Origin of the sequence: Planktothrix serta PCC 8927 (genome assembly GCF_900010725.2) — a bacterium.
Classification (GTDB): domain Bacteria; phylum Cyanobacteriota; class Cyanobacteriia; order Cyanobacteriales; family Microcoleaceae; genus Planktothrix; species Planktothrix serta.
The window spans coordinates 350334-372299 of the sequence record NZ_LR734878.1; the positions used below are offsets into that span (position 1 = coordinate 350334).

Annotated in this window: 19 protein-coding genes; 9 read left to right on the forward strand and 10 right to left on the reverse strand. The window is 39.4% G+C overall.

Annotated features, from left to right (window positions below; translation table 11 throughout):
• The first annotated feature begins 21 nt into the window (after nt 1-21).
• Nucleotides 22-3924, forward strand: coding sequence for a PAS domain-containing protein (locus tag PL8927_RS21055; RefSeq protein WP_083625399.1), 3903 nt, complete (start codon nt 22-24; stop codon nt 3922-3924).
• Between the two features lie 142 nt (nt 3925-4066).
• Here the strand turns inward: PL8927_RS21055 and PL8927_RS21060 are convergent, their stop codons facing one another.
• From PL8927_RS21060 to psb35, 3 genes are all read right to left on the reverse strand, one after another.
• The gene (locus PL8927_RS21060) at nt 4067-4423 is read right to left on the reverse strand and encodes a hypothetical protein (RefSeq protein ID WP_083625400.1); all 357 of its coding nucleotides are present in this window, start codon (nt 4421-4423) and stop codon (nt 4067-4069) included.
• 308 nt (nt 4424-4731) lie between these two features.
• Nucleotides 4732-5082 carry a hypothetical protein gene (locus tag PL8927_RS21065; protein ID WP_156093268.1) on the reverse strand — a complete coding sequence of 117 codons (351 nt, stop codon included), beginning with the start codon at nt 5080-5082 and terminating at the stop codon, nt 4732-4734.
• Between the two features lie 113 nt (nt 5083-5195).
• Nucleotides 5196-5372 (reverse strand): photosystem II assembly protein Psb35, encoded by a 177-nt coding sequence (psb35, locus tag PL8927_RS21070; RefSeq protein WP_456319746.1) that lies wholly within the window; start codon nt 5370-5372, stop codon nt 5196-5198.
• 368 nt (nt 5373-5740) lie between these two features.
• Between psb35 and PL8927_RS21075 the strand changes: the two genes are divergently transcribed.
• A complete protein-coding gene (locus PL8927_RS21075) occupies nt 5741-6511 on the forward strand; it encodes a histidine kinase (RefSeq protein ID WP_083625402.1) in 771 nt (256 codons plus the stop codon).
• Between the two features lie 118 nt (nt 6512-6629).
• On the opposite strand, the gene PL8927_RS21080 is transcribed toward PL8927_RS21075, so the two are convergent.
• Nucleotides 6630-6839, reverse strand: coding sequence for a YqaE/Pmp3 family membrane protein (locus tag PL8927_RS21080; RefSeq protein ID WP_083625403.1), 210 nt, complete (start codon nt 6837-6839; stop codon nt 6630-6632).
• Between the two features lie 242 nt (nt 6840-7081).
• Here PL8927_RS21080 and PL8927_RS21085 point away from each other — a divergent pair, with 242 nt between their 5' ends.
• The gene (locus PL8927_RS21085; RefSeq protein WP_083625404.1) at nt 7082-7468 is read left to right on the forward strand and encodes a phage holin family protein; all 387 of its coding nucleotides are present in this window, start codon (nt 7082-7084) and stop codon (nt 7466-7468) included.
• A gap of 113 nt (nt 7469-7581) precedes the next feature.
• Here PL8927_RS21085 and aspS read toward each other — a convergent pair whose 3' ends face one another.
• On the reverse strand, nt 7582-9372 hold the full coding sequence (gene aspS / locus PL8927_RS21090) for an aspartate--tRNA ligase (RefSeq protein WP_083625405.1): 1791 nt from the start codon (nt 9370-9372) through the stop codon (nt 7582-7584).
• A 406-nt stretch (nt 9373-9778) separates the two neighbouring features.
• Nucleotides 9779-10930 (reverse strand): sensor histidine kinase, encoded by a 1152-nt coding sequence (locus tag PL8927_RS21095; protein WP_083625406.1) that lies wholly within the window; start codon nt 10928-10930, stop codon nt 9779-9781.
• A 128-nt stretch (nt 10931-11058) separates the two neighbouring features.
• Here PL8927_RS21095 and PL8927_RS21100 point away from each other — a divergent pair, with 128 nt between their 5' ends.
• The 3 genes from PL8927_RS21100 (at nt 11059) to PL8927_RS21110 (ending at nt 13863) form a co-directional block, all read left to right on the forward strand.
• The gene (locus tag PL8927_RS21100) at nt 11059-11778 is read left to right on the forward strand and encodes a response regulator transcription factor (protein ID WP_083625407.1); all 720 of its coding nucleotides are present in this window, start codon (nt 11059-11061) and stop codon (nt 11776-11778) included.
• Between the two features lie 845 nt (nt 11779-12623).
• The gene (locus PL8927_RS21105; protein WP_407947428.1) at nt 12624-13148 is read left to right on the forward strand and encodes an RNA-guided endonuclease TnpB family protein; all 525 of its coding nucleotides are present in this window, start codon (nt 12624-12626) and stop codon (nt 13146-13148) included.
• Nucleotides 13149-13461: 313 nt separating this feature from the next.
• Nucleotides 13462-13863: a response regulator gene (locus PL8927_RS21110; RefSeq protein WP_231506092.1), complete on the forward strand. Its 402-nt coding sequence runs from the start codon at nt 13462-13464 to the stop codon at nt 13861-13863.
• A 32-nt stretch (nt 13864-13895) separates the two neighbouring features.
• Here the strand turns inward: PL8927_RS21110 and PL8927_RS21115 are convergent, their stop codons facing one another.
• Nucleotides 13896-16775 carry a hybrid sensor histidine kinase/response regulator gene (locus tag PL8927_RS21115; protein WP_197047504.1) on the reverse strand — a complete coding sequence of 960 codons (2880 nt, stop codon included), beginning with the start codon at nt 16773-16775 and terminating at the stop codon, nt 13896-13898.
• A 445-nt stretch (nt 16776-17220) separates the two neighbouring features.
• On the reverse strand, nt 17221-17409 hold the full coding sequence (locus tag PL8927_RS21120; protein ID WP_083625410.1) for a CsbD family protein: 189 nt from the start codon (nt 17407-17409) through the stop codon (nt 17221-17223).
• A gap of 366 nt (nt 17410-17775) precedes the next feature.
• Here PL8927_RS21120 and PL8927_RS21125 point away from each other — a divergent pair, with 366 nt between their 5' ends.
• Together PL8927_RS21125 and PL8927_RS21130 are read left to right on the forward strand one after the other, a co-directional pair.
• On the forward strand, nt 17776-18321 hold the full coding sequence (locus PL8927_RS21125; protein ID WP_083625411.1) for a Dps family protein: 546 nt from the start codon (nt 17776-17778) through the stop codon (nt 18319-18321).
• Nucleotides 18322-18417: 96 nt separating this feature from the next.
• Nucleotides 18418-19146 (forward strand): rhomboid family intramembrane serine protease, encoded by a 729-nt coding sequence (locus PL8927_RS21130; protein ID WP_083625412.1) that lies wholly within the window; start codon nt 18418-18420, stop codon nt 19144-19146.
• A gap of 131 nt (nt 19147-19277) precedes the next feature.
• Here the strand turns inward: PL8927_RS21130 and PL8927_RS21135 are convergent, their stop codons facing one another.
• Nucleotides 19278-19598 carry a TMEM14 family protein gene (locus tag PL8927_RS21135; RefSeq protein WP_083625413.1) on the reverse strand — a complete coding sequence of 107 codons (321 nt, stop codon included), beginning with the start codon at nt 19596-19598 and terminating at the stop codon, nt 19278-19280.
• 348 nt (nt 19599-19946) lie between these two features.
• On the opposite strand from PL8927_RS21135, the gene PL8927_RS21140 reads away from it, so the two are divergent.
• Nucleotides 19947-21266 (forward strand): ATP-binding protein, encoded by a 1320-nt coding sequence (locus PL8927_RS21140; protein ID WP_083625414.1) that lies wholly within the window; start codon nt 19947-19949, stop codon nt 21264-21266.
• A 38-nt stretch (nt 21267-21304) separates the two neighbouring features.
• Here PL8927_RS21140 and PL8927_RS21145 read toward each other — a convergent pair.
• Nucleotides 21305-21966, reverse strand: a 662-nt coding sequence (locus tag PL8927_RS21145; RefSeq protein WP_156093269.1) for an RNA-guided endonuclease InsQ/TnpB family protein, incomplete at its 5' end; no start/stop codon positions are given.

Here is a 21966-nt window from a genome sequence, read left to right on the forward strand (position 1 = left end):
GCAAAATGGGGGAAAATCGGCGTGAACACTAACCTCTCAAAAGATCTGTTCAGTGGGCCGGGAGAAATCCATCAGTTAATCTGTACCCAGGATTGGTCACAAACCCTTCTCGGCCCTCGATCACTATGGCCTCAGAGTTTACGAACAGCCCTCAGTCTGATTTTAAACTCTCCTAATCCCCTGTTTATCTGGTGGGGAAAAGAATACGCCAATCTCTACAATGATGCCTATCGGCCGATTTTAGGAACTCACAAACATCCCCAATTTCTGGGACAATCTGCCGCAGACTGTTGGGCTGAGGTCTGGGATGTTGTGGGAGAGTTAGCTGCCAGTGTGCTGCATCAAGGTCAGTCAACCTCCTCTGAAAACGTGATGCTGGTGATACAGCGTTCTGGGTATGCCGAAGAAACCTATTTCACCTTTTCCTATAGCCCGATTGTGGATGAGAGTGGGGGGGTAGGAGGAATCTTTGGTGCGGTGACGGAAACCACTCAAGAAATGATTAGGGAACGGCGACTGCAAACCCTGCGTAAAATTGCTACCCACACCACAAAGACGGAGAGCAGTAAACGGGCTTGCGAGTGTCTAACTGAGGCGATCGCCTCTGATTTGATGGATATTCCTTTCGCTTTATTGTATTGTCTAAATGAGAAAAAACAAGCTATTCTCGCCGGAACCACAGGAATAAAAGCGAGTACCTCACAACCCCTATCTCAGATTGATTTAACCCAAAGTTCTGATCCTTGGCAGTTAACGACCGTCAACCGGACAAGAAAAGGAATACTTCTGGAAAACTTAAGCAGCAGCTTTGAGAACTTACCGACGGGTGTTTGGGATGAACCTCCCGACTCGGCTATGGTCATGCCTTTAGTTGAATTGGGTCAATCCCAATTAGCGGGGTTTTTAATTCTAGGGATTAGTCCCCGACGGGCTTTTGATGATTCCTATCGGGGGTTTTTTGAGTTAATTGCCCATCATGTCGCAACAGTGATGGCTAATGTTCAAGCCGACAAAATTCAAACCCAACAGATTCAAGCCAGAATAGAAAACTGTTCCTCCCTAGCATTCCCTCAGACTCAAGAAGGTTTAATATACTGCACAGAGATTGTCGAACGAAAACAAGCTGAAGAAACCTTGCGACAAAGTGAAGAACGGTTTCGAGCGGCTCAAGAACTCTCCTTAGATGCCTTTACCATTTTGCAGAGTGTACGAAATTCAAGCGGTGAAATTATTGACTTTGAGTGGACTTATGTAAACCCAAAAGCGGCTCAACTTTTGCAACAGACCGTTGAAGGGTTAATGGGTCAGCGACTCCTAGAAGTGCTTCCAGGTAATAAAACTAATAGTGACTTATTTGAACGTTATGTGCGAGTTGTAGAAACTGGAGAACCCCACGATATTGAATTGTGTTACCAATCAGAAGGAATTGTGGGTTGGTTTCGGAATATGGCTGTTAAAATTGGCGATGGTATTGCGATTTCATTTAGCGAGATTAGCGATCGCAAATTAGCTGAAAAAGCCCTACGTCAAAGTGAAGAACGATTGCGAGTTGCCCTAAAAAGTGCGCCAATTACTTTATTTAATCAGGATCAAAGCTTACGCTACACTTGGGTTTATAATCCGGTTCTGAATCAATCCGTTGAAACAATTCTCGGTAACAGTGATTTTGATTTACTCCCGAAGGAAGCCGCAACCCGACTCACTCACCTCAAACGCCAGGTTTTAGACACAGGTATCGGAACACGGGAAGAAGTTTTGCTGGTGGTAAAGGGACAGAAATACTATTTTGATTTAACCATCGAACCCTTACGCAATAGTGAGGATGAACTGATTGGGGTGACTTGTGCGGCGGTTGATATTTCCGACTACAAACAGGTGAAATTTGCACTGCGTCAAAGTGACACCATTCTGAATACGTTTTTAAGCAGTTCTCCCATCGGTCTAGCGGTATTTGATCGGAATTTGCGTTATCTCTACGCCAACGAAACTCTCGCAGCAATGAACGGACTGCCTTTAAAAGAACATATCGGTCGCAGGCTGGGGGAAGTTGTGCCTCACATTAGGGCTGAGTTTGCACCTCTACTGGAACAAGTTATAGAAACTCGTCAACCCCTATTAAACCGTGAATTTAGGGGTCAAATTTATCCCGGTGACGAAATCCACCATTATTTAGCCAATCATTTTCCGGTTTGTTTATCCGATGGTGAAGTTTTGGGGGTGGGGGTAACGGTCATGGATATTACAGAGTTGAAACGAGCAGAAGCCGCGTTGCGAGAAAGTGAAGCCACAGCGAGTGCCCGGGCTGAGGAATTAAAAACCTTTATGGAAACGGTTCCGGCTGCTGTTTGGATTGCCCATGACCCCCAATGTCATCGGATGACGGCAAACCTGGCCGCCCATGAATTGGTACAGTTACCCTCGGAAGGGATTGTTACGGCTACGCCCGCCGATGGGCGGTATCCGTTTGCGTTCAAGATTCAACATCAGGGTCGGGATATTCCCCTGGAAGATTTACCGATGCAGAAGGCTGGACGAACTGGAGAGAATATTGAAGCGGAATTTGAGTTTGTATTTGAAAACGGGGAAGTCCGATTTATTTATGGTCGGGCGGTTCCCTTGCGCGGAGAAGTCGGGGAAATTCGGGGGGTAATTGGTGCTTTTCTGGATGTGAGCGATCGCAAACGAGCCGAACAGGAACGAGAACAACTGTTAATCCGTGAACGGGCGGCGCGGGAAGAAGCAGAAGGGGCTAACCGCATCAAGGATGAATTTCTGGCGATTCTATCCCATGAGTTGCGATCGCCATTGAATCCGATTCTCGGCTGGACAAAGCTGTTACAAACTCGCAAATTTGATTCCCAAGCAACAGCCCATGCTTTAGAAACCATTGAACGCAATGCTAAATTACAAACCCAACTGATCGAGGATTTATTAGATATTTCTCGAATTTTACGCGGAAAAATGGTGTTACATCAGGAACCCGTCAATTTAATCACCACCATAGAATCAGCCTTAGAAACTGTGAAGTTAGCCGCAGAAGCCAAGGGAATTCAGGTGCAATTTGAAGTGATTGAACAGCAGGGAATCGGAACCGTTGCACCCTTGGAAGTCTGGAGTCATTTCTTGCCGAAATCTTCTTTTACAAAACATAATATCTATGTTTTGGGAGATAAAACTCGGTTGCAACAGGTGATATGGAATCTGTTATCCAATGCGATTAAATTTACCCCATCTGGGGGCTTTGTCAATATTCGGTTAGAGTCAAAACAGGGTCAGGCTTATCTTCAAGTCAAAGATACTGGCATTGGGATTAATCCTCAGTTTTTACCCTATGTCTTTGACTATTTTCGTCAACAGGATGGTACAACCACGCGCAAATTTGGCGGTTTGGGACTGGGGTTAGCCATTGTTCGCCATCTAACCGAATTACATGGGGGAACAGTCAGCGCTGAGAGTTTAGGGGAAGGGTGCGGTGCTGTGTTTGTGGTCAAATTGCCGTTAATGGAATATGAGATAGAAGCACCTCAAGCTCAGAAACCGAAAATTGAGGGGATCGATTTAACCGGATTACGAGTTTTAGCCGTTGATGATGAACCGGATATCCGAGATTTAATCGAATTTATATTAGAAAAAGCCGGAGCGGAAGTGAGGGCGATAGGCTCGGCGCGAGAAGCACTGAATTTGATCAAAGAGTTTTCACCGGATGTGTTAGTGTCAGATATTGGGATGCCTGATATGGATGGTTATATGTTGATCACGGAAGTGAGAAAAACCTCAGCTATTCCCGCGATCGCATTAACAGCTTATGCCGGAGAAACGAACAACTCCTTAGCTCTAGCCGCCGGATTTCAAATTCACCTCGCGAAACCAGTTGAACCCGATGAATTAGTGGTTTGTATTGCTGCTTTAACAAAATGCAGATGATTATTCCCCGATCTAATATCAGTTTATAAACTGAGTTCTAAAAAGAAAAAGTGCTGTCATATTTAACAACACTTCTGTTTATAGCAATCGAACTTTATGAAATTCTCAGAAAGTTAATACCGTTGGGGAACTTTGAAAAAAATTAGGGTGTAAAAATATCACGGATCTTATCCATGCCTTCTGTAATCTTTTCTTCTACATCAGTAGAATTTTGAGTATTACCAGGATTTTTCATTTTTTCTTTATCCGCATCCCCTTGAACTACATTAAGGCCTTCATTCGTTTTAGCTTGCACATCTTTTAAGGAAGGAGGGCCACCCCGTAAGACTTGTTCAGAATCTTTTTGAATTTGTTTAAGGGCATCTTCTCCTTTAGACGGACTACTGACTGCGGCTAAACTCGGAATAGCATATCCAATCCAGAGAAAAGCACACAATAAAGCCACCATTAAAAAGCGTAAAGGGCGTAAATTAGAAACATTTATTGAGGGAAATTTCATTAAAATTCTCCATTTATTTATGACTATCTTTATTATTCTAGTAATCAGATAATTTTAGCTCTATCCCAGGGAATAAATTAGGATAAATCTTAAGAAATAGATTTTTAAACCTAGAAAAAATAAGTTATATAAAATCCTTAAATGTTGGCTATAAATACTTGAGCGGGTGGCTATTACCTATTTTCTTTTCCCCTGTTCCCTGTTCCCTGTTCCCTATTCCCTCCTATAATATCATAAAAAAATCCCAGCTTTTGAGCTAGGATTTTTTTAAAAAGTTAGCAGTCAAGTCAGATTAATCTAGTATCTCTCTAAATTACACCCTGTCCTTTTCCTAAGCCTCCTTCTACTTCCTTCACTTCATGTAGAGTTTGAGCACGACGGGCATCATCAGCTTCTTCTTCTTCTTTTAAATCTCCGGGGACATTGACATACATTTCCGGTTCAACGGCGTAGTTATTTAATAACCCTTCTCGATCCATTGTATATCCCGAAGTTGTATCTAAATTTCCTTCTTCATGTTCAGGAATTTGTTTGAAATTCTCCTGTTCTCGGTCAATACGAGCCCCAACTTCCGCCGGAACAATTCCCCGGTCATAAGTTGGATTAGCTTCTGCTTCTTCATGACTAATATGAGGAGTTTTCTTTTCTTCTTTAGACATTATTTTGACCTCAAAAACTTTATTGAACTGATTTAAAAAACAACTCAAGATTTAGAATTGGTTTGAAACTAAAAATTTTACGGATTCTGAAACCCCCCAAAAATTCTATTTTCCTATTGGTCGGTATCCACGTCAGGAACAAAGTCAGGGCGTTCTTTATCCTTCCAACCAATAGGACGTTTAGAGTTGTACCAAGCCACAGAACCAATTGTTGTAGCAGCTAGAAACCCTAGAATTAATACCAAGGTTGCTGACATTGGAAAATGGGGTGTATTTGTTCCCACTTCCATTATAAATTGTGTCATTTTAACCTCCTTACGTCAGAATGTGATGAACTTAGTATCTATTGTTATTGGGTTAAATACATCCCCCTTTATATTGATTTGAACCAAAAGACTTTATTCCTTCAGATAGAGACAAATAGTTCAAGGAAGTAAAAACAGAGGAGACAGTCAACTATCAATCGATCTCAACAGCTAGTTATGAGAATAGTGGCTGATTAATATAGCCTCAAAAATACGGGTATTGCGATATCCAGAGTGTAGAAAACTTTACCGACAAAACCCAAAATATCTTCTTATAATATAAAATAAGATCAGCGATAGACAACTCTATAAAAAGTGGCTGAAGACATTTAATAATTGTGGAGGGTATTCCCATGTCAGATCCAATTCAAGATAAATTATCATCTGATTTACAACAAGCACAATCTGAAGGTAAATTGCGGGCTGAACGAATTCGAGAAATTGTCAAATCTGCTGTTTCAGAAGTCGGCTCAGAATTTAAAGAGGGTTCTCAAGATATCCGAGGTTTAGTTAAAGAGGTGGTGGGAACTGTTTTAGAAACAGTCAAAGGAAAAGGAGAGGAAATTCAAGAAAATGTTACGGCTTCTATTGAGGGAGTTATTGACGGTATTAGCCAAAAAAAACGTCAGTCCATTGCTAAAACTCAGGCGGAAGTCAAACAACTTGAAGATCAACTCGGTCAACAGGAACAAGAGTTACAAGATAATATTGATTTAGCCTTGGATGATATTCAGGAAGTGGGAACCGATAAGTCAGAACAAATTAAATCAGCCATTGAGTCAGCCGTTAAAACAATTAAAGATAGCGAGGAAGTGGCTTTAATGCAAAAACGTTATGCTCAACTCAAAACTCAATTGGCGATTGTTAACGCTAACTTAGCCGGACGATATGGACACCGTTACGAAGAAGTTAAAAACCATTTAGATGAGGCAAAATCTTGGTATGAAAAAGCCAAGGATGAACCCGAAATCTATAGCGGTAAAATTGATGAAAAACGCCAACAATTTGAAGCTAAATTAGGCGAAACGGGAACGGCGATCGCTCGCAAAGAAAAACAAATCAAACAGCGTTTACAAGATCTGTTAAAATCTCTTTCGGAAACCTTTTCCCATCATAAATCTTAAACTCATAAAAAATAACCTGGTTTGATTGGAAAACCAGGTTTAAATGGGAAATAGAAAACCACAGGCAAACTCTTGAAAACGGGACTAAAATAACAACGACAAAGCCAGAGAAAATAAATTAAGTATTGTAGGTTCTTTCTACTTCTGCTTCTGCTTCTCCTTCCCGTTCGGCTTGCTTGGCAATCACCCAAACGGCATGAATTGATCCCGGTAGCCAACCTAAGAGAGTGAGCACAATATTAAATAACAGTGCTGAACTAAAACCCACCGCCATATAAACTCCCAAAGGAGGCAAAAGAATTCCTAAGATAACTTGTAATAATCTCATCAGAATTGGTTTCCATAGCAACTACCTTATGCTTCCATTGTTAAGGGAAACCCCTAAATCTTCATCTCTCTAAAGGACGATTCAGTTATTGATCTGCTTGCAATAATCTCTAAGTATAAAGTAGATTATAATTCCGAGAAAATCTGGGAAAAATCTATCTATCTATAGAGGTCTGAAAGCGATCATTTTAACTAAGATTTAAACTAAAACTTGTTAAATTTGAAAAAAATTGAGGAAAAATCATGATGGCATCGTTATTGACTTTATTAGCAACGGGTCTGAGTTTATTGGTGGTTGATCTTGTTGTTCCAGGGGTAAATTTAGCCACATTTCCCTCGGCTTTAATTGCGGCGGCGGCTCTGGGCGGGGTGAATGCTTTTGTTAAACCTGTTTTATCAACCTTATCTCTTCCCCTGAATTTTTTAAGTTTGGGTGCTTTTTCGTTTATTGTGAATGGTTTGTGTTTCTGGTTGGCTTCCGTTTTAGTCCCTGGGTTTCAGGTACAGGGTATCCTCGGCTTTATTTTAGGCCCAGTGATTTTATCCGCCATTAATGCTTTCTTGAATAGTTATTTTGTGGAAAAATACCCCCAACAATTTAATGCTCAAGAGCCCCTGACCAAATCTTAAATTTCTAGGAAACGAGTTAGGATTTCAACCTTGGAATCAACTTAATAATAAGCCCTGAAGGGCTTACTACAAAATCGTAGTAAGCCCTTCAGGGCTTTCTGATTTGACAAGGCTTATTTATCGGTTTTGGGTTTGTAAGTCGAAGCAACGTAGAGTTCTTTTAATTGTTTTTGGTCTACGCCAGAGGGTGCATTTGTTAATAAACAACCCGCTTGCTGGGTTTTTGGAAATGCAATCACATCTCGAATTGATTCCTCTCCCGATAATAACATTACTAATCGATCTAAACCGTAGGCAATACCGCCATGGGGAGGAGTTCCGTATTCAAAAGCTTCTAATAAAAAGCCGAATTTACTGTAAGCTTCCTCGATTGTTAATCCAATGGTAGAAAATACTTTTTCTTGAATCTCCCGTTTATAAATCCGTAGACTTCCGCCGCCTATTTCATACCCGTTTAACACCAAATCATAAGCTTGCGCTCTGGCGTTGGGTAAATCATTAATATCATCGAGATAGGGGGAAGTGAAGGGGTGATGTAAGGCTTCTAAACGTTTTTCTTCTTCATTCCATTCAAACATCGGGAACTCAACAATCCACAGGAGATTAATTTTGCTTAAATCAATCAGTTCTAATTCTTTTCCTAGGAATAGACGCAAACGGTCTAAGGTTTTATTAACCGTTGGAATATCTCCCGCCCCAAATAATAGCAAATCTCCGGGTTTAGCATTGGTGCGGGTGAGAATTTCCTGTTTTTGTTCGTTGCTTAAATTATCTTTAATCGCGCCAATGGTATCAATACCATCTTCCCGTACCCGAATAAACGCTAACCCTTTTGCTCCGGCTTCACAAGCTTCTTTAAAGATATCTCCACCGGGTTTAATTCGCATATTAGAAATGGCTTCATTTCCCCCAGGAATCGGTAAAATTTTAACAATTCCTCCTGATGCAACAGCCCCAGAAAATACCTTAAATCCGCAATCTTTAACAATATCTGAAACATCTACTAACTCTAAGCCAAAGCGGGTATCAGGTTTATCACTCCCATAGCGATCCAGGGCTTCTTTATAGCTTAAACGAGGGAAAGGAAGGGGAATTTCAATGTCTTTAACGGTTTTAAAAATATGGGCAACTAAGGCTTCATTTAACGCCAGAATTCCTTCCTGGGTCATGAAGCTCATTTCCATATCTAATTGGGTAAATTCCGGTTGGCGATCGGCGCGTAAATCTTCATCTCGGAAACACCGAGCAATTTGATAATAGCGATCAAATCCCGATACCATTAATAATTGTTTGAACAGTTGGGGAGATTGGGGTAAGGCAAACCATTCCCCAGGATTGACTCGACTGGGTACTAAATAATCCCGCGCACCTTCGGGAGTTGAACGGGTGAGAATCGGGGTTTCAACTTCAATAAAATTCTCTTGATCTTCTAAAAAGCGCCGCATGGCTTTGACGACTTCATGGCGCAATTGTAAGTTGCGAGTCATGCGTTCCCGACGTAAATCTAAATAGCGATATTTTAGGCGTAAATCTTCCCGAACGGTTTCCGTTTCTGAGGCGGAAATTTGGAAAGGTAATTGTTTTCCCAGTCCATTCAGGAGTTCGATTTGGGTGGCGTAAATTTCTATTTCCCCGGTGGCTAATTTGGGGTTGAGGGACTCTGGAGGACGTTGGGAAACTCGGCCGGTGATTTTAACAACATATTCATTCCGCAGACCTTCGGCGGTGTTGTAGGAGTCGGGGGTGCGTTCTGGATCGCTAACGATTTGAACAATTCCGGTGCGATCGCGCAAGTCCAAAAATATCACTCCACCATGATCGCGGCGTCGATCGACCCATCCGCAAAGGGTAACAGTTTCGCCAATATCGGTTGATCGTAGATTGCCGCAGTAGTGGGTTCGCATGACTCTTAATGACGGTAAGACTAAGGTTTAAATTAAATCAGGGCAACTTATCAGTATAGGTCAAAGACTGTCACCCGTCATCAGTAAGTTGTTTTAGAGTAGGGAACAGGGAACAGGGAACAGGGAACAGGGAACAGGGAATTGGGGAGGGTAGGGGCTTGTGTCCCTCCTCCATTGGTGTCAACTTTAAGGCTAAAAGTAGGTTGAAAAACCAAAAGTTCGTTGATTTTTTTAAGTGTCCTAGATCCCCCCTAACCCCCCTTGAAAAGGGGGGAACAGGAGATTAAAGTCCCCCTTTTTAAGGGGGATTTAGGGGGATCTAATCTGGACTATAATTCAGAGGTTTTCGGCTTAAGTTGACACTCCTTATGTCCCTCCTCGCCCGTCAACAGCCAACAGTCAACAGTCAACAACTTTCTTCTGGATTTACGGGTAAATAAACGGTGAATAGACTACCCTGACCGATTTGGGATTGAACTTGAATGGTGCCTCTGTGAGCTTCTACAATTCGGGAAACCAAGTGTAATCCTAAACCACTGCCAGAGCGTTTATTATTGCCTTGGCGGAAGCGTTCAAAGATGATGGCTTGATCTTCGGGAGACATCCCAATTCCACTATCTTCGACTTCTAAAATTACCCCTTTCTCGGATTGATTGTTCGGATCAAGGAGAGCCTCGATTCGATGTAAACGAATTTCTACTGCACCCATATCTGTAAATTTAATCGCATTTCCGACTAAATTCGTAACAACTCGTCGGATTTCTAAGGGATCGCCAATAATAATCGGTGAATCCGCCAGACAATCCTTAGCGGGGTTAAACTTAATCGATAATTCTTTATCTTGACTTAGAGGAGTGAGTTCTTGGAGCACCTCTTGAATTAATTTACCGAAATCAAAAGAGGAAAAGGTTAAGGTTTTACGGCCCGCTTCATATCGATAAACCTCCAGTAAAGTATTCACCATTTGTAATAGGTTTTGGTTACTGTTAATCATCGATGTGATGGCTGCCTGCATCGTGGGAGGGATATCTCCTAATACTCCTTGCAAAAATAGATTTAACATCCGATCTGCCGCCACTAGAGGAGTTCGTAAATCATGGGTCAAACGAGACACAAAATCCTCCCTTTGGCGAGACATTGCCATCTGTTGATCAATGCTATGTTTAAGTCGAAGTAGCGATCGCACCCGTGCCAGGAGTTCATCAACTTCAACAGGCTTGCGAATAAAGTCATCCGCACCAGCATCTAATCCCTCGACCACACTGGAATGATCGTGCGCCGTAATTAGCAAAATTGGAATAAAGGGAAGATGGGGATTTGTCCGAATTCGTCGAGTGACTTCGTAACCATCAATCCCCGGCATCATCACATCCAATAAGACTAAATCAGGAGGGTCGGTTTCAATAGCAGCCAAAGCTGAACTTCCATCGGACTTACAGGCAACTTCGTATCCTTCTTCCGCCAAAATTGCTTCAATCAAAAATAGGTTATCAGGAGAATCATCAACAGCCAGAATCCGATCATTAGATTTTGAAGGGGGGGCAAGATCAAGGGGCATGATTTTGAGAAAAGTGTTTTTTAAGCCAAGTGAGTGAGAAGATGAGTCTTGTCGATCGCATTTCTTGTTGATTTTAACAAAAAATTTGCCAATAATAAAGGCAAAGAGATATCTAAGGAAAATTGATCATGAGTGAAATTCGTGTTGTCCTTGTAGAAGACCATGATTTGACACGGGTAGGGTTGCGAACTGCCCTACAACAGGAAACTAATATTAAGGTTGTTGGGGAGGCAGCTAATGGAAAGAGTGGTTTAGAAATTCTCAAACAAACTCAGCCGGATATTGCCATTATTGATATTGGTTTACCGGATATGGATGGGATTGAATTAACTCAAAAATTCAAACAATATATTGCTGGGGGTGGTGTCCGGGAAACAAAAGTTTTGATTCTGACCATGCACGATAATGATGATGCTGTGATTGGTGCTTTTGCAGCAGGTGCAGATTCTTATAGTGTCAAGGATGTTAGTATTGATAAACTCAAGGATGCGATCAATACAACCTATGAAGGAAATTCTTGGATTGATCCGGTAATTGCCCGGACTGTTTTGAAACAAGCGAAGAAAAAACAACCGGATATTCCGGCTCCTTCTGATCAGAAAACGGTAATGATCAATGCGGTAGAACCTGAATATCAAGAATTTCTGCAATCTTGTCCTTTAACCGAACGGGAATTAGAGGTTTTAGAGTTAATTGTTGCCGGACGAAGTAACGCTGAAATTGCTGAAAAACTTTATATTACTGTGGGAACTGTTAAAACTCATGTTCGCAGTATTTTGAATAAGCTCTGTGCCGATGATCGTACTCAAGCTGCGGTTCGAGCTTTGCGTTCAGGTTGGATTGAGTAGATTTTTCTGCGTTAGTTAGAGTTAGAATGAGGGGTTTTTAAAATAGTTTTAATTTTAAAACCAATTAAGATATTAAAAATCACCCTTTATTCTAACTTTATTTCAGTTTAATATAATTTATTGTGTTGTTAAACTTTTCTGAAATAATAAAATATATTTATGAATTCAATGGGCGAGTTAATTGCAAAAAAATTAGGATTTATTCGGTTTTCAAATTAATTTGATAAAATCTATAACATCAGGCATTAAAAATATTAATTTAATCTAATAAATTTATCTTTTATGCGTCTTATAAATAGGAAATTAATATGTTAAAAATCCCATTAAACCCTAAGTTAATGAGATCGGCAAAAATAATATTAGAAATGCCAAGTTTGATACAAATATTTTTATTTTTTACTCGATTAATTAATTTTGTTCAAAACATAAATTTACCATTTTCATCCTTAAATTTTTTATGATTTACCCAAGAGTATTTAAAGCATTGATTTTAATTAATGCCCAAATAATGCTATCAGTTTGTTTGAATTATATCCTCAAAAAATCTTTTTATAATTGGACATAAAACTCCAATCTTAACAATTTTTATCCGTTGAGGGTATAAAAGCACTATTTCCATCCTTTGTTCAGAATTTGAAAAAGCTTTCATTGCTTAAAGTTTCTGAAAATAGGACAAAAGTGAACTGAACAATCAGAGCTTAAATCTTGGGCTTTGATTGAATTGAGTGATCATCCACAATATAAACGATCCTGCCTCCTAGCTGCCTCTACCACAAGGTACATTTAATCGCAGGAAGTGAATAGTTGACAACGTTTAGGGGGGTTATGTTATAGTATCTAGTAAAATAGCTAGAGTCCGTGAAGACTTTCTACACAAGCTATCTCGCAAAATAGCATACGAAAACCAAGTTATTTGTGTAGAAGATTTGGCAGTTAAGAATATGGTTAAAAATCCCAACTTGGCAAAAGCTATTAGTGACCAAGGATGGGGGATGTTTCTAACCCTGCTTAAATACAAAGCTGAGAGATTTGGTCATACTTATCAAGAAATTGGTCGTTTCTTCCCATCTTCTCAACTTTGTAGTGAAACTCTACTACCAATCCCAATATTGCAGCATGGTTATGATTCATTGGGTGTAAGGTTTGTAGATTGTCCACACTGCCAGAAACAGCATGATAGAGACATCAATGCTGCTATAAATATTAAAAATGAAGGTTTGCGACTGTTGGCGTTAGGAACTAGCGCTGCTGCCCTTGGAGGGGATGTAAGACCAAAGTCTTCAGGACGTAAAAAATCCATGAAGTCCGAGGCAGTCCCCATTGAATTGGGAAGCCCACACCCTATCTGTACTCAGATGGGTGTTGGGTAGTTCACTAAGTATCTCCAGACTCAAAATAAAGTTCCTAAATTTAACGAGAACCAAGGAATCAAGGATAAAATCAAGAAAATCATCAAAATAACGAGAAAACCTGATCATATTGATCAAGTTTTTTTCGTTTAGTTTGTTAATCTTTTAAAAACAAAAAGTCTCGATTTACATCGTAAGACAGATAGCAGGGATTGTGGTTTTCGTTTACGATAGGTAAAACGATGAAGTTAAATTGATAAACTCATGTCTTTACAAGTTTGATTTTATGTGTAGCAGGTCAAATTTTAATTACTGGCAATCCAAGTCCATTCTAGTGGTTGATGATTCTCTTGATATTTTGTTCTTAGTAGAAGCGGTTTTACAGGGAGCGGGCTATAGCGTTAGATGTGCTGAGAATGGCTACATTGCTTTAGATCAGGTAAAAGAATCTCCTCCCGATGTCATGGTTGTAGATTTGATGATGCCCGGTTTAAGTGGCTATGATGTGATTCACAGAATTCGCCAAAATAGCGACTTACCTTTTATTCCTATTTTAATGATGACAGCTTGTAGTTTTTTTGAAGTTAGACAGGAATCAAAAGGGGAAGCAAATGGCGTAATTTACAAACCGATTGATATTGATGAACTTCTAAATCAAGTGAGTTTTATGCTCCAACTTCAACAAAAAAAGACTGAACATCAACTGAGTTCGACATTCAGGGAAAAATCAGCGTAAGGGATGGAATTTGATCAATTTTAGGTCGATTTTCAGGAAAGTTCCTCTTGAACAAAAACTTGAACTCGGCTCAAATGCTGTTGTAATTTCTTGACTAATTCTGTTGTACCTTCTATATTTTGTTGAAGAGCGAGATCTTCAAGTTGTTTAGCGATTTCAGGTATTTCTAAGATTCCCGCCGTTGCACTTGATCCCTTCAAGGCATGAGCTTGTTGTTTGATGCTCGTAAAATCTTGATTGATAATCGCTTGCTCCAAGGTCTGAATTCGCAATTGAGCTTGTTCTATGAATAAATAGAGTAGTCTTTGTTGAAGTTGAAGATTTCCTTTGAATAAACGATTTAGACGTTCTAAATTGACAGGAATTTCAGCGATTGTTAAGGTGCTCATAGGACTTGATTCTAAGGTAGAGGTGTCAGGTACAAAAGCAGGTTGTAGATCGGCCGAATTCACCGAATGTAGAAAGGAAGGTTTAGAATTAGGGGCTGAGAGTCGAGAATAACTCCAGCGCTGCAATATTTTTCCGAGAGCATTCAATTCTACGGGTTTACTCACATAATCATCCATTCCGGCTTCTATACAACGTTCTCGATCTGAAGACATAGCACTTGCTGTGAGGGCGATGACGATCGGTTGTCGCTGGCTAATTTCAGGATGCTGACGTAAGCGTTGAGTTGCTTGATAGCCATCTAAAATTGGCATTTGACAGTCCATGAGAATGATATCGTAATTATTATAGGTTAATCGCTCTAAAACGGTTTGTCCATTATTAACTAAATCAGCCTCATAACCCAAAAGTTTGAGTTGGCTCAAAATCACTTTTTGATTGATGGGATCATCTTCGGCGAGCAGGATTTTTAGGGGATGAGCTTGGGGGTTAAAGTGGTGTTCTCTGGTATGAAAAGTTTCTAGGCGATGAGTTTGGTGTTGCCATTGATGTAAACGAGTTAAAATAGCGGGAGATTTAAGATTTAGAGTAACCACTAAGCTTTGTAAAAAACGTAAGGGCGCAACGGGTTTTAATAGGTAACTATAATCCCCTAAATTAATCACTTGTTCGGCGCGATCGCGTTGATTAATTTTACTCATTAAAATCATTTTTGTCGGGGTTTCTCCCTGATAGTCATGTAAAGCCCGAACTAATTTAACGCCCTCTCGATTTAATAAGGGTAAATCAATTAAAATTACCTGATAAGGATGACCCTGTTGGATAGAAGTTTTCCAAACCGTTAAAGCCGTATTACCATCCTCAACTTCATCTACCTCAATTCCCCAACTTTGAGCAAAGGAACAAACAGATTGACGAACTAAAGGATTGCTATCAACCACTAATAATTTCACCTGTTCCAACTCTGGAACTCGGTTTGAAATCAAGGTTTCAGCTTTAGAAAATTCTACGTTAAACCAGAAGTTAGAACCTTCACCTAAACAACTCTCAAACCCTATTTCTCCCCCCATCATCTCAACCAAATGTCGGCAGATCGAAAGTCCTAAACCCGTTCCTCCATATTGACGATTGGTAGTAGAACTAGCCGGGGAAAAGGGTTTAAAAATCTGAGACTGGAATTCCGTAGAAATGCCAATTCCGGTATCTTTGACCGAGAACTTAACTTTAATTGTATCAGCATAGTCCGCTAATATTTTAATTGTTAAAATAATGTTACCCATTTCGGTAAATTTAATCGCATTACTAATAAAATTCAGGAGAATTTGATGTAGGCGTAGGGGATCTCCCTTTAGCTTTCGGGGTAAAGGGTTATCAATTAAGACAATGAGTTCTAAGTTTTTTTCTTCGGCTTTTATCGTTAATAAATCCAGGACAGTTTCAATACAGCTATCTAAATCAAAATCAACCGTTTCTAAACGCGCTTCTCCGGCTTCAAGTTTAGAAAAATCTAAAATTTCATTAATCACGGTCAATAAATGTTGAGCGCTGCAATAAATTGTTGAAGTATAGTCTCGTTGTTGGGAGGTGAGTTGAGTTTCTAAGAGTAATTCAACCATTCCCAAAACCCCGTTCATCGGGGTGCGAATTTCATGACTCATTTGGGCGAGAAAGTGGGATTGATATTCCGCCGATTGTAGTGCTGCTTCTCGCTGTTCAATCAGTTGACTAATGGGTGTTGTGACTAAAATAATCCCCCCGATTTCACCGGGTTTTTTATACCAAGGTTGCATCGCCCAACTTTGCAGAATTTTAGTTCCATCCTGCCGTTCCCAAATATCTTCTAATTCGGAAATGGTTTCACCCTGGAGCACTTGTTGATAAGCCGTTTTCCACTCGGATTTTAAATCAGGAAACAGATCATAATGGCTTTTTCCTAAAATCAATTGACCTTCTAAGTTATATTGAGAAAGCCAAGCTTGAGAATAGGCTAAATAGCGCATTTGAGAATCAAAAATAGCAATTGCTGTGGGCAGCTGGGAAATGAGTTGCCTAATGGAAATAGCCCCATTTTCCCAAAGGGAGTTGGGATCTTCTGCATAACCATTGAGCAGTAAACCAATAATTTTACCTTGGGGGTTTAACCAAGGATTAATATTCCAATAAATTAATTCTTCCTGTCCGTTATAAGTAGGAAGCAACTGTTGTAACTGAATCGATTTTTGGGTCGTTAAAACATAGTTATAAAGTATTGCTACTTCTTCCTGTATAGAGGGAGGAACACATAACGCTAAGTAATTTTTACCCCAAACTTCATGACGTTGCCATCCATAACGTTTTGCCGCGCTAGAATTCCATTCTTGAATTCGGTAATCTAGGGATAAACCTATGACCATACAGTCAATTTGTTCTACCATTGACTGTAATTCAGTGAAGTTCGTTTTCCAGCCCAAGGCTAATTGTCTTTGTTGCCAAGCCCATCCGAAAGCAACTAAGACTAAACTGGTTAAAATGAAGTATAAAATCACAACTGTAGGCTCAAGAATGAATAAAAAAGGGAAAACGGGGGCTAACATACAGTTCAAGTCTATCGACTTGATTTTGACCCAAGTTTCTACACTTTAGCTGAATCTATTGTATAACTGTCAGTCTAATTTTATTAGATTTACAGAAAAAAAGAAAAGAGTGTCTGCGAATCTAAAAAATACCTTAGCACAACTCAACAGGTTTGGGATGTAATGAGTGTAACACTCCTGAATCAGCAAAAACCGGGCAGAGGAAAATAGATTAGGATTAGGTTAGACTCATCAATAACCCTAACAAAGCAGAATTGTATTAAATCAATAGAACCAATAGAACTGTGTCGAAAGTAACTTGAATATTATACGAAAAATGTCTAGGTAACTCGCTCAGTTACCTAGACAAAACATCATCTTTCAGTGTTCAACTGCTCAACAATTGAAAACTTATTCATTAATGTTTATCGATCTCTTTTTTTACCCCATCTTTAGTATCTTCAACGGCGTGCTTTGTAGAAGCTTCAGCTTGCTTCATTTTTCCTTCGGCTTGATCTTTAGGATCGCCCGTAATATTTCCTGCCGCTTCTTGGACTTTTCCTTCAACGTTTTTGAGGGTAGCTTTTCCTTTTTGTTCAGCGCTCATAATTATTGATCTCCAAAAAATTAAATGGCTTAACTGTCTTCAGAATAAATTCAATATTCAAAACAGCATTTATCAACTTTTCATACTGTAATAAATTTTTCTAAATTCTTCCATCTATCTTCCGACGGATTAGCCAGTTTAAGATGAATTAACCCTGTTTTGTAGAGTTTGTTGGGATCGGTTATTCTCCTGGAATTATTGAGAATTAACTTATTTCTGAAGTCTATCTTTAGATAGATTTCAGAAAAATTTGAGGAGATAAAACCCTTAAACTCCTAGAGTTATCTCACAAGATAGATGTTTAAAATAAACAAAACTTGTTTGAATAGAAAAGACATTTACGGATTAAACAGGCGGTTTAATATTATGCCCAATTTGAATATAGGTTTAACCGAAGATCAACTCCAAGGCGTTATCGAGTTATTAAATGCAGATGTAGCCGATCTATATTTGCTGTTGATCAAAACTAAAAAATACCATTGGGATGTGGTTGGGCCTCAATTTCGTACCCTACATCAACTCTGGGAAGAACATTATGAAGCCTTAACCGAAAGTATAGATGCAACGGCGGAACGAGTTCGGATGTTAGGCGGTTATCCCGTGGGTACGGCGGAAGGATTTTTAAAACTAGCCTCGATTCAAGAACACGCAGGCGACCTTCCAAGTACAACAGAAATGGTTAAACGATTAGTGAATGATCATGAGCAAATTATTCGCAATCTTCGTGAACAAATTGATCAATGTGCGGAAGAATTTCGGGATGCGGGAACAGCCGATTTCTTAACCGGATTAATGGAGCAACATGAACAAATGGCATGGATGTTACGTTCCTTTATAGAAGGGGATTCTGTAGAATCCGATGGTAGACGAGTTAATGCGGGTAAAAAAGGAGTGGCGGCGAGTGTAATGTAAATACGTTTAATTCAAAGTTAACAGTTGACAGTTGATTGTTGACTGTTGACTGTTGATTGTTTTTCTCCCTATTCCCTTCAGATTAGGAAAAGATCAATGGTTCCTTTAAAAGATGAAAATCCGATTCAAATCACACCAATTGTCACTTATATATTAATTATTATTAATGTATTGGTTTTTTTCTACGAGTTAAGTTTAACTCAAACTCAATTGGAGCAATTTTTTCAGTTATATGCAGTAATTCCGAATCAACTTACAGCCACTTTTGAGGGGGTGGCGGTGGGTCAATCCGTACCGGAACCTTTGACTTTAATTTCCTCTCAATTTCTTCATGCAGGATTTATGCACCTTGGTTTTAATCTGTTATTTTTATGGGTTTTTGGCAATAATATTGAGCAGCAATTAGGACATATTAAATTTTTAATCTTTTATCTTCTCTGTGGAGCTTTAGCGGTTTTGACTCAATGGTTTTTCTCTCCTCAATCTTCCATTCCTTCTTTAGGAGCAAGTGGAGCCATTGCTGGGGTGATGGGAGCTTATATTCTCAAGTTTCCCCAAGCGAAAATTTTAACCTTAATACCATTAGGATTCTTTTTCTATACGATTCGAGTTCCCGCTATTTTCTTCCTAGGATTCTGGTTTTTTCAACAAGCTTTTAATGGATTTATTTCGTTAGGTGTTCCTGCTAATGTAGGAATGCAGGAAGGCGGTGTCGCCTATTGGGCACACGCTGGCGGATTTATTTTCGGTGCAATTCTGGGCCCCTTATTAGGCTTATATTCCCGTCCTTCCCCGACTAGAAAATTTGATCAATATTGGCAATAATTTGATGATATAGCGATGATATAGCAGTCGCGCCTGGGGTGTTAAAACATAGAGTGATGCTAAAATCTAAACTTTTGTCCCTCTTTTTCTGCGGTGTTCCCTGTTCCCTGTTCCCTGTTCCCTGTTCCCTGCTATAACACAGTTTGTAGTTGATATCCCATCATAGCAACGGCTATAAAACCCGCAATAATCATTAATCCAGATGGCATAAATTTACCCGTTTTGAGTAAACGAGAAATAAAGGTAATAATCAGAAAAACCGACATAACAATCGAGAAGATTAATCCCCAACTTATCCCTTGAATTTGGATAATCCCGCCTAAAATTAGTAAAATTCCCGTCGAACAACCTGCAAATAGAGAAATCTTACTTTTGGCTTTAGTATAACCTATAATCCCACCGACAATAGCTAATAAGCCGTAGGCGATCGCAGCAATTATTCCTAAATTCATCATTACTCCTTTTGATCAAACAATTACAAACTTCTTTTATACAACCTTATGGGATAGATAGATTAACAATTGTTCTAAATTGTATCAAAAATTAAAATTTAAAGTTGTAAAAATTTATATATAGCAATCCGTGTAGGATTTGTGAAAAAGTTTTGTAGGGGTGATGTCCCTCCAAACCCTCTTTGCGCCTGGGTTTGGAAGGACATTACCCCTACGATAAAATATTACAACCTATTTAGGACTGCTATAGAGTGATTTCTTCAGGAAAATTGGGTAACTTCGGCGAAACTTAGTTATTGAATTCGTCAAATTTTGGTAAAATGGAAAGTCAATAGTTAACTTATTCCTATGTCTTCTCTCAATAGCTCAATTAGTTCGCAAGTTAGGTTCTTACAGCGTCAGGTCGCAACTTTACTGTTATATCAAGATATTTTCAATGATGAAATTGGGCAAGAATTTTTGAATCTTTTAGAAACATTTCATCAGAGTGAAGCTAGTATTTTAAATTGTTTAAAAGCTTATGGAACTTGGTTTAAAGTCCAAGCTAAACATCGACAAAGTTGGCAAGAACATTTAATCACCCAAATTTTACGCGCGGATAATCCCTTTACTCAGCAAGCCCAACAAATCCCATTTCAACAATTGTCCCCGGTGTTAGTTGAGGCAGCAAAACAGGATTTAAAAATCCTCCAAACGCTCTATCAATGTAATGGTGAAAAAGTAGGATCTTGGCTGCGAACAGTAGCGCAGTTATCGGAAAATCCGATTATTTGGCAACCCCAAGTAAAGCCCTTAGGAAAAATTGAAGAATTGCCCTTACGAAGTCAGTTAGTAACCTTAGAAAATTGGTCAGAAGCCCTCGAAAGTTTAGCCGATCATTATCACAAATTTGGCATTGGTTTATTTGCTGCTGCTGAGGCATTTCGGTGGCACAAAAGCCAGTTAGTTAAAATTGATTATCCTGATCCCGTGCATTTAAGCCAGTTAGTTGGATATGAAACCCAACGAGATATTTTATTAAAAAATACAGAAATCTTATTAGCAGGATATCCAGCTTTAAATGTTTTATTATATGGGAGTCGGGGAACGGGTAAATCTTCTTTAATTAAAGCGTTACTGCATCAATATAGCGATCGGAGTTTACGCTTAATTGAGGTGGCAAAATCCCATTTAAACGACTTACCTTTGGTGGTGGAACAGTTGCGAGGTGTGCCTCAAAAATTTATTATTTTTGTTGATGATTTATCCTTTGAAGAAGATGACGATGCTTTTAAAGCGTTGAAAGTAGTATTAGAAGGAAATTTAACAGCACGTCCTCAAAATGTAGTCGTTTATGCAACTTCTAATCGTCGTCATTTAATCCGAGAATATTTTGAAGATCGACCTTCACCGAAAGATCAAGATGAGGTTCATGTTTGGGATACGGTACAGGAAAAATTATCCTTTAGCGATCGCTTTGGTTTAACATTAACCTTTGAACCTGCGGATCAAAATACTTATCTGAATATGGTTCAACATTTAGCCAGTCAAGCCGGAATTGATCTCAGTCCTGAAGATTTGCAGTTTCGGGCTTTACAATGGGCTACTCGCCATAATGGACGTTCAGGACGGACAGCGCGGCAATTTATTGACTTTTTAGCGGCGGAATTAGTAGTTTTTAGAAAATAGAATGGAAAAAATTGACAGATAGTGTCATTTTGACACTCTCAGGTCTGAAGACACTGAGATTCTAACTTCAACCTGGATACTTGCTCGACCAGGGTTTCCCCAAGCAGAATAGAGGTTTCCAGTCCATTAGCGTTACTTTGGGGATGCCCTCCCCTAGTTTGTTTACCAAGATTAAGAATATTAATTGCAGCATTTGTATCTCTATGCAACTCACATCCACAGTTACAAACATGGGTGCGAGTTGATAGAGATTTTTTCACTATTACCCCACAATTAGAACATTTCTGTGAAGTGTAATGGGGTGCAACCGGAATTGCTAATTTATCGAATTTAGCTGCAAAATATTCTATCCATTTTCTGAACAAATACCAACTAGCATCGCTAATTGATTTAGCCAAACAATGGTTTTTAACCAAATTTCTCACACTTAAATCTTCGTAGGCTACTAAGTCGTTTGACTTGCATACGTTACGCGCAATTCTCTTGGCGTGTTCAATCCGTTGTCTACTTACTTTTAAGTGTTTTCTACTGTAAACCTTTCTAGCTTTCCGTCTCCCCGATGAACCCTTAACCTTTTTATAGATTTGTTTCTGAGATTTTTTAATGGATTGTTCAGCTTTTCTCAAAAACTTAGGATTAACTTCTTGATATCCATTGGAGTCTGTGTAAAACGACTCAATACCAACATCAAGTCCTATTT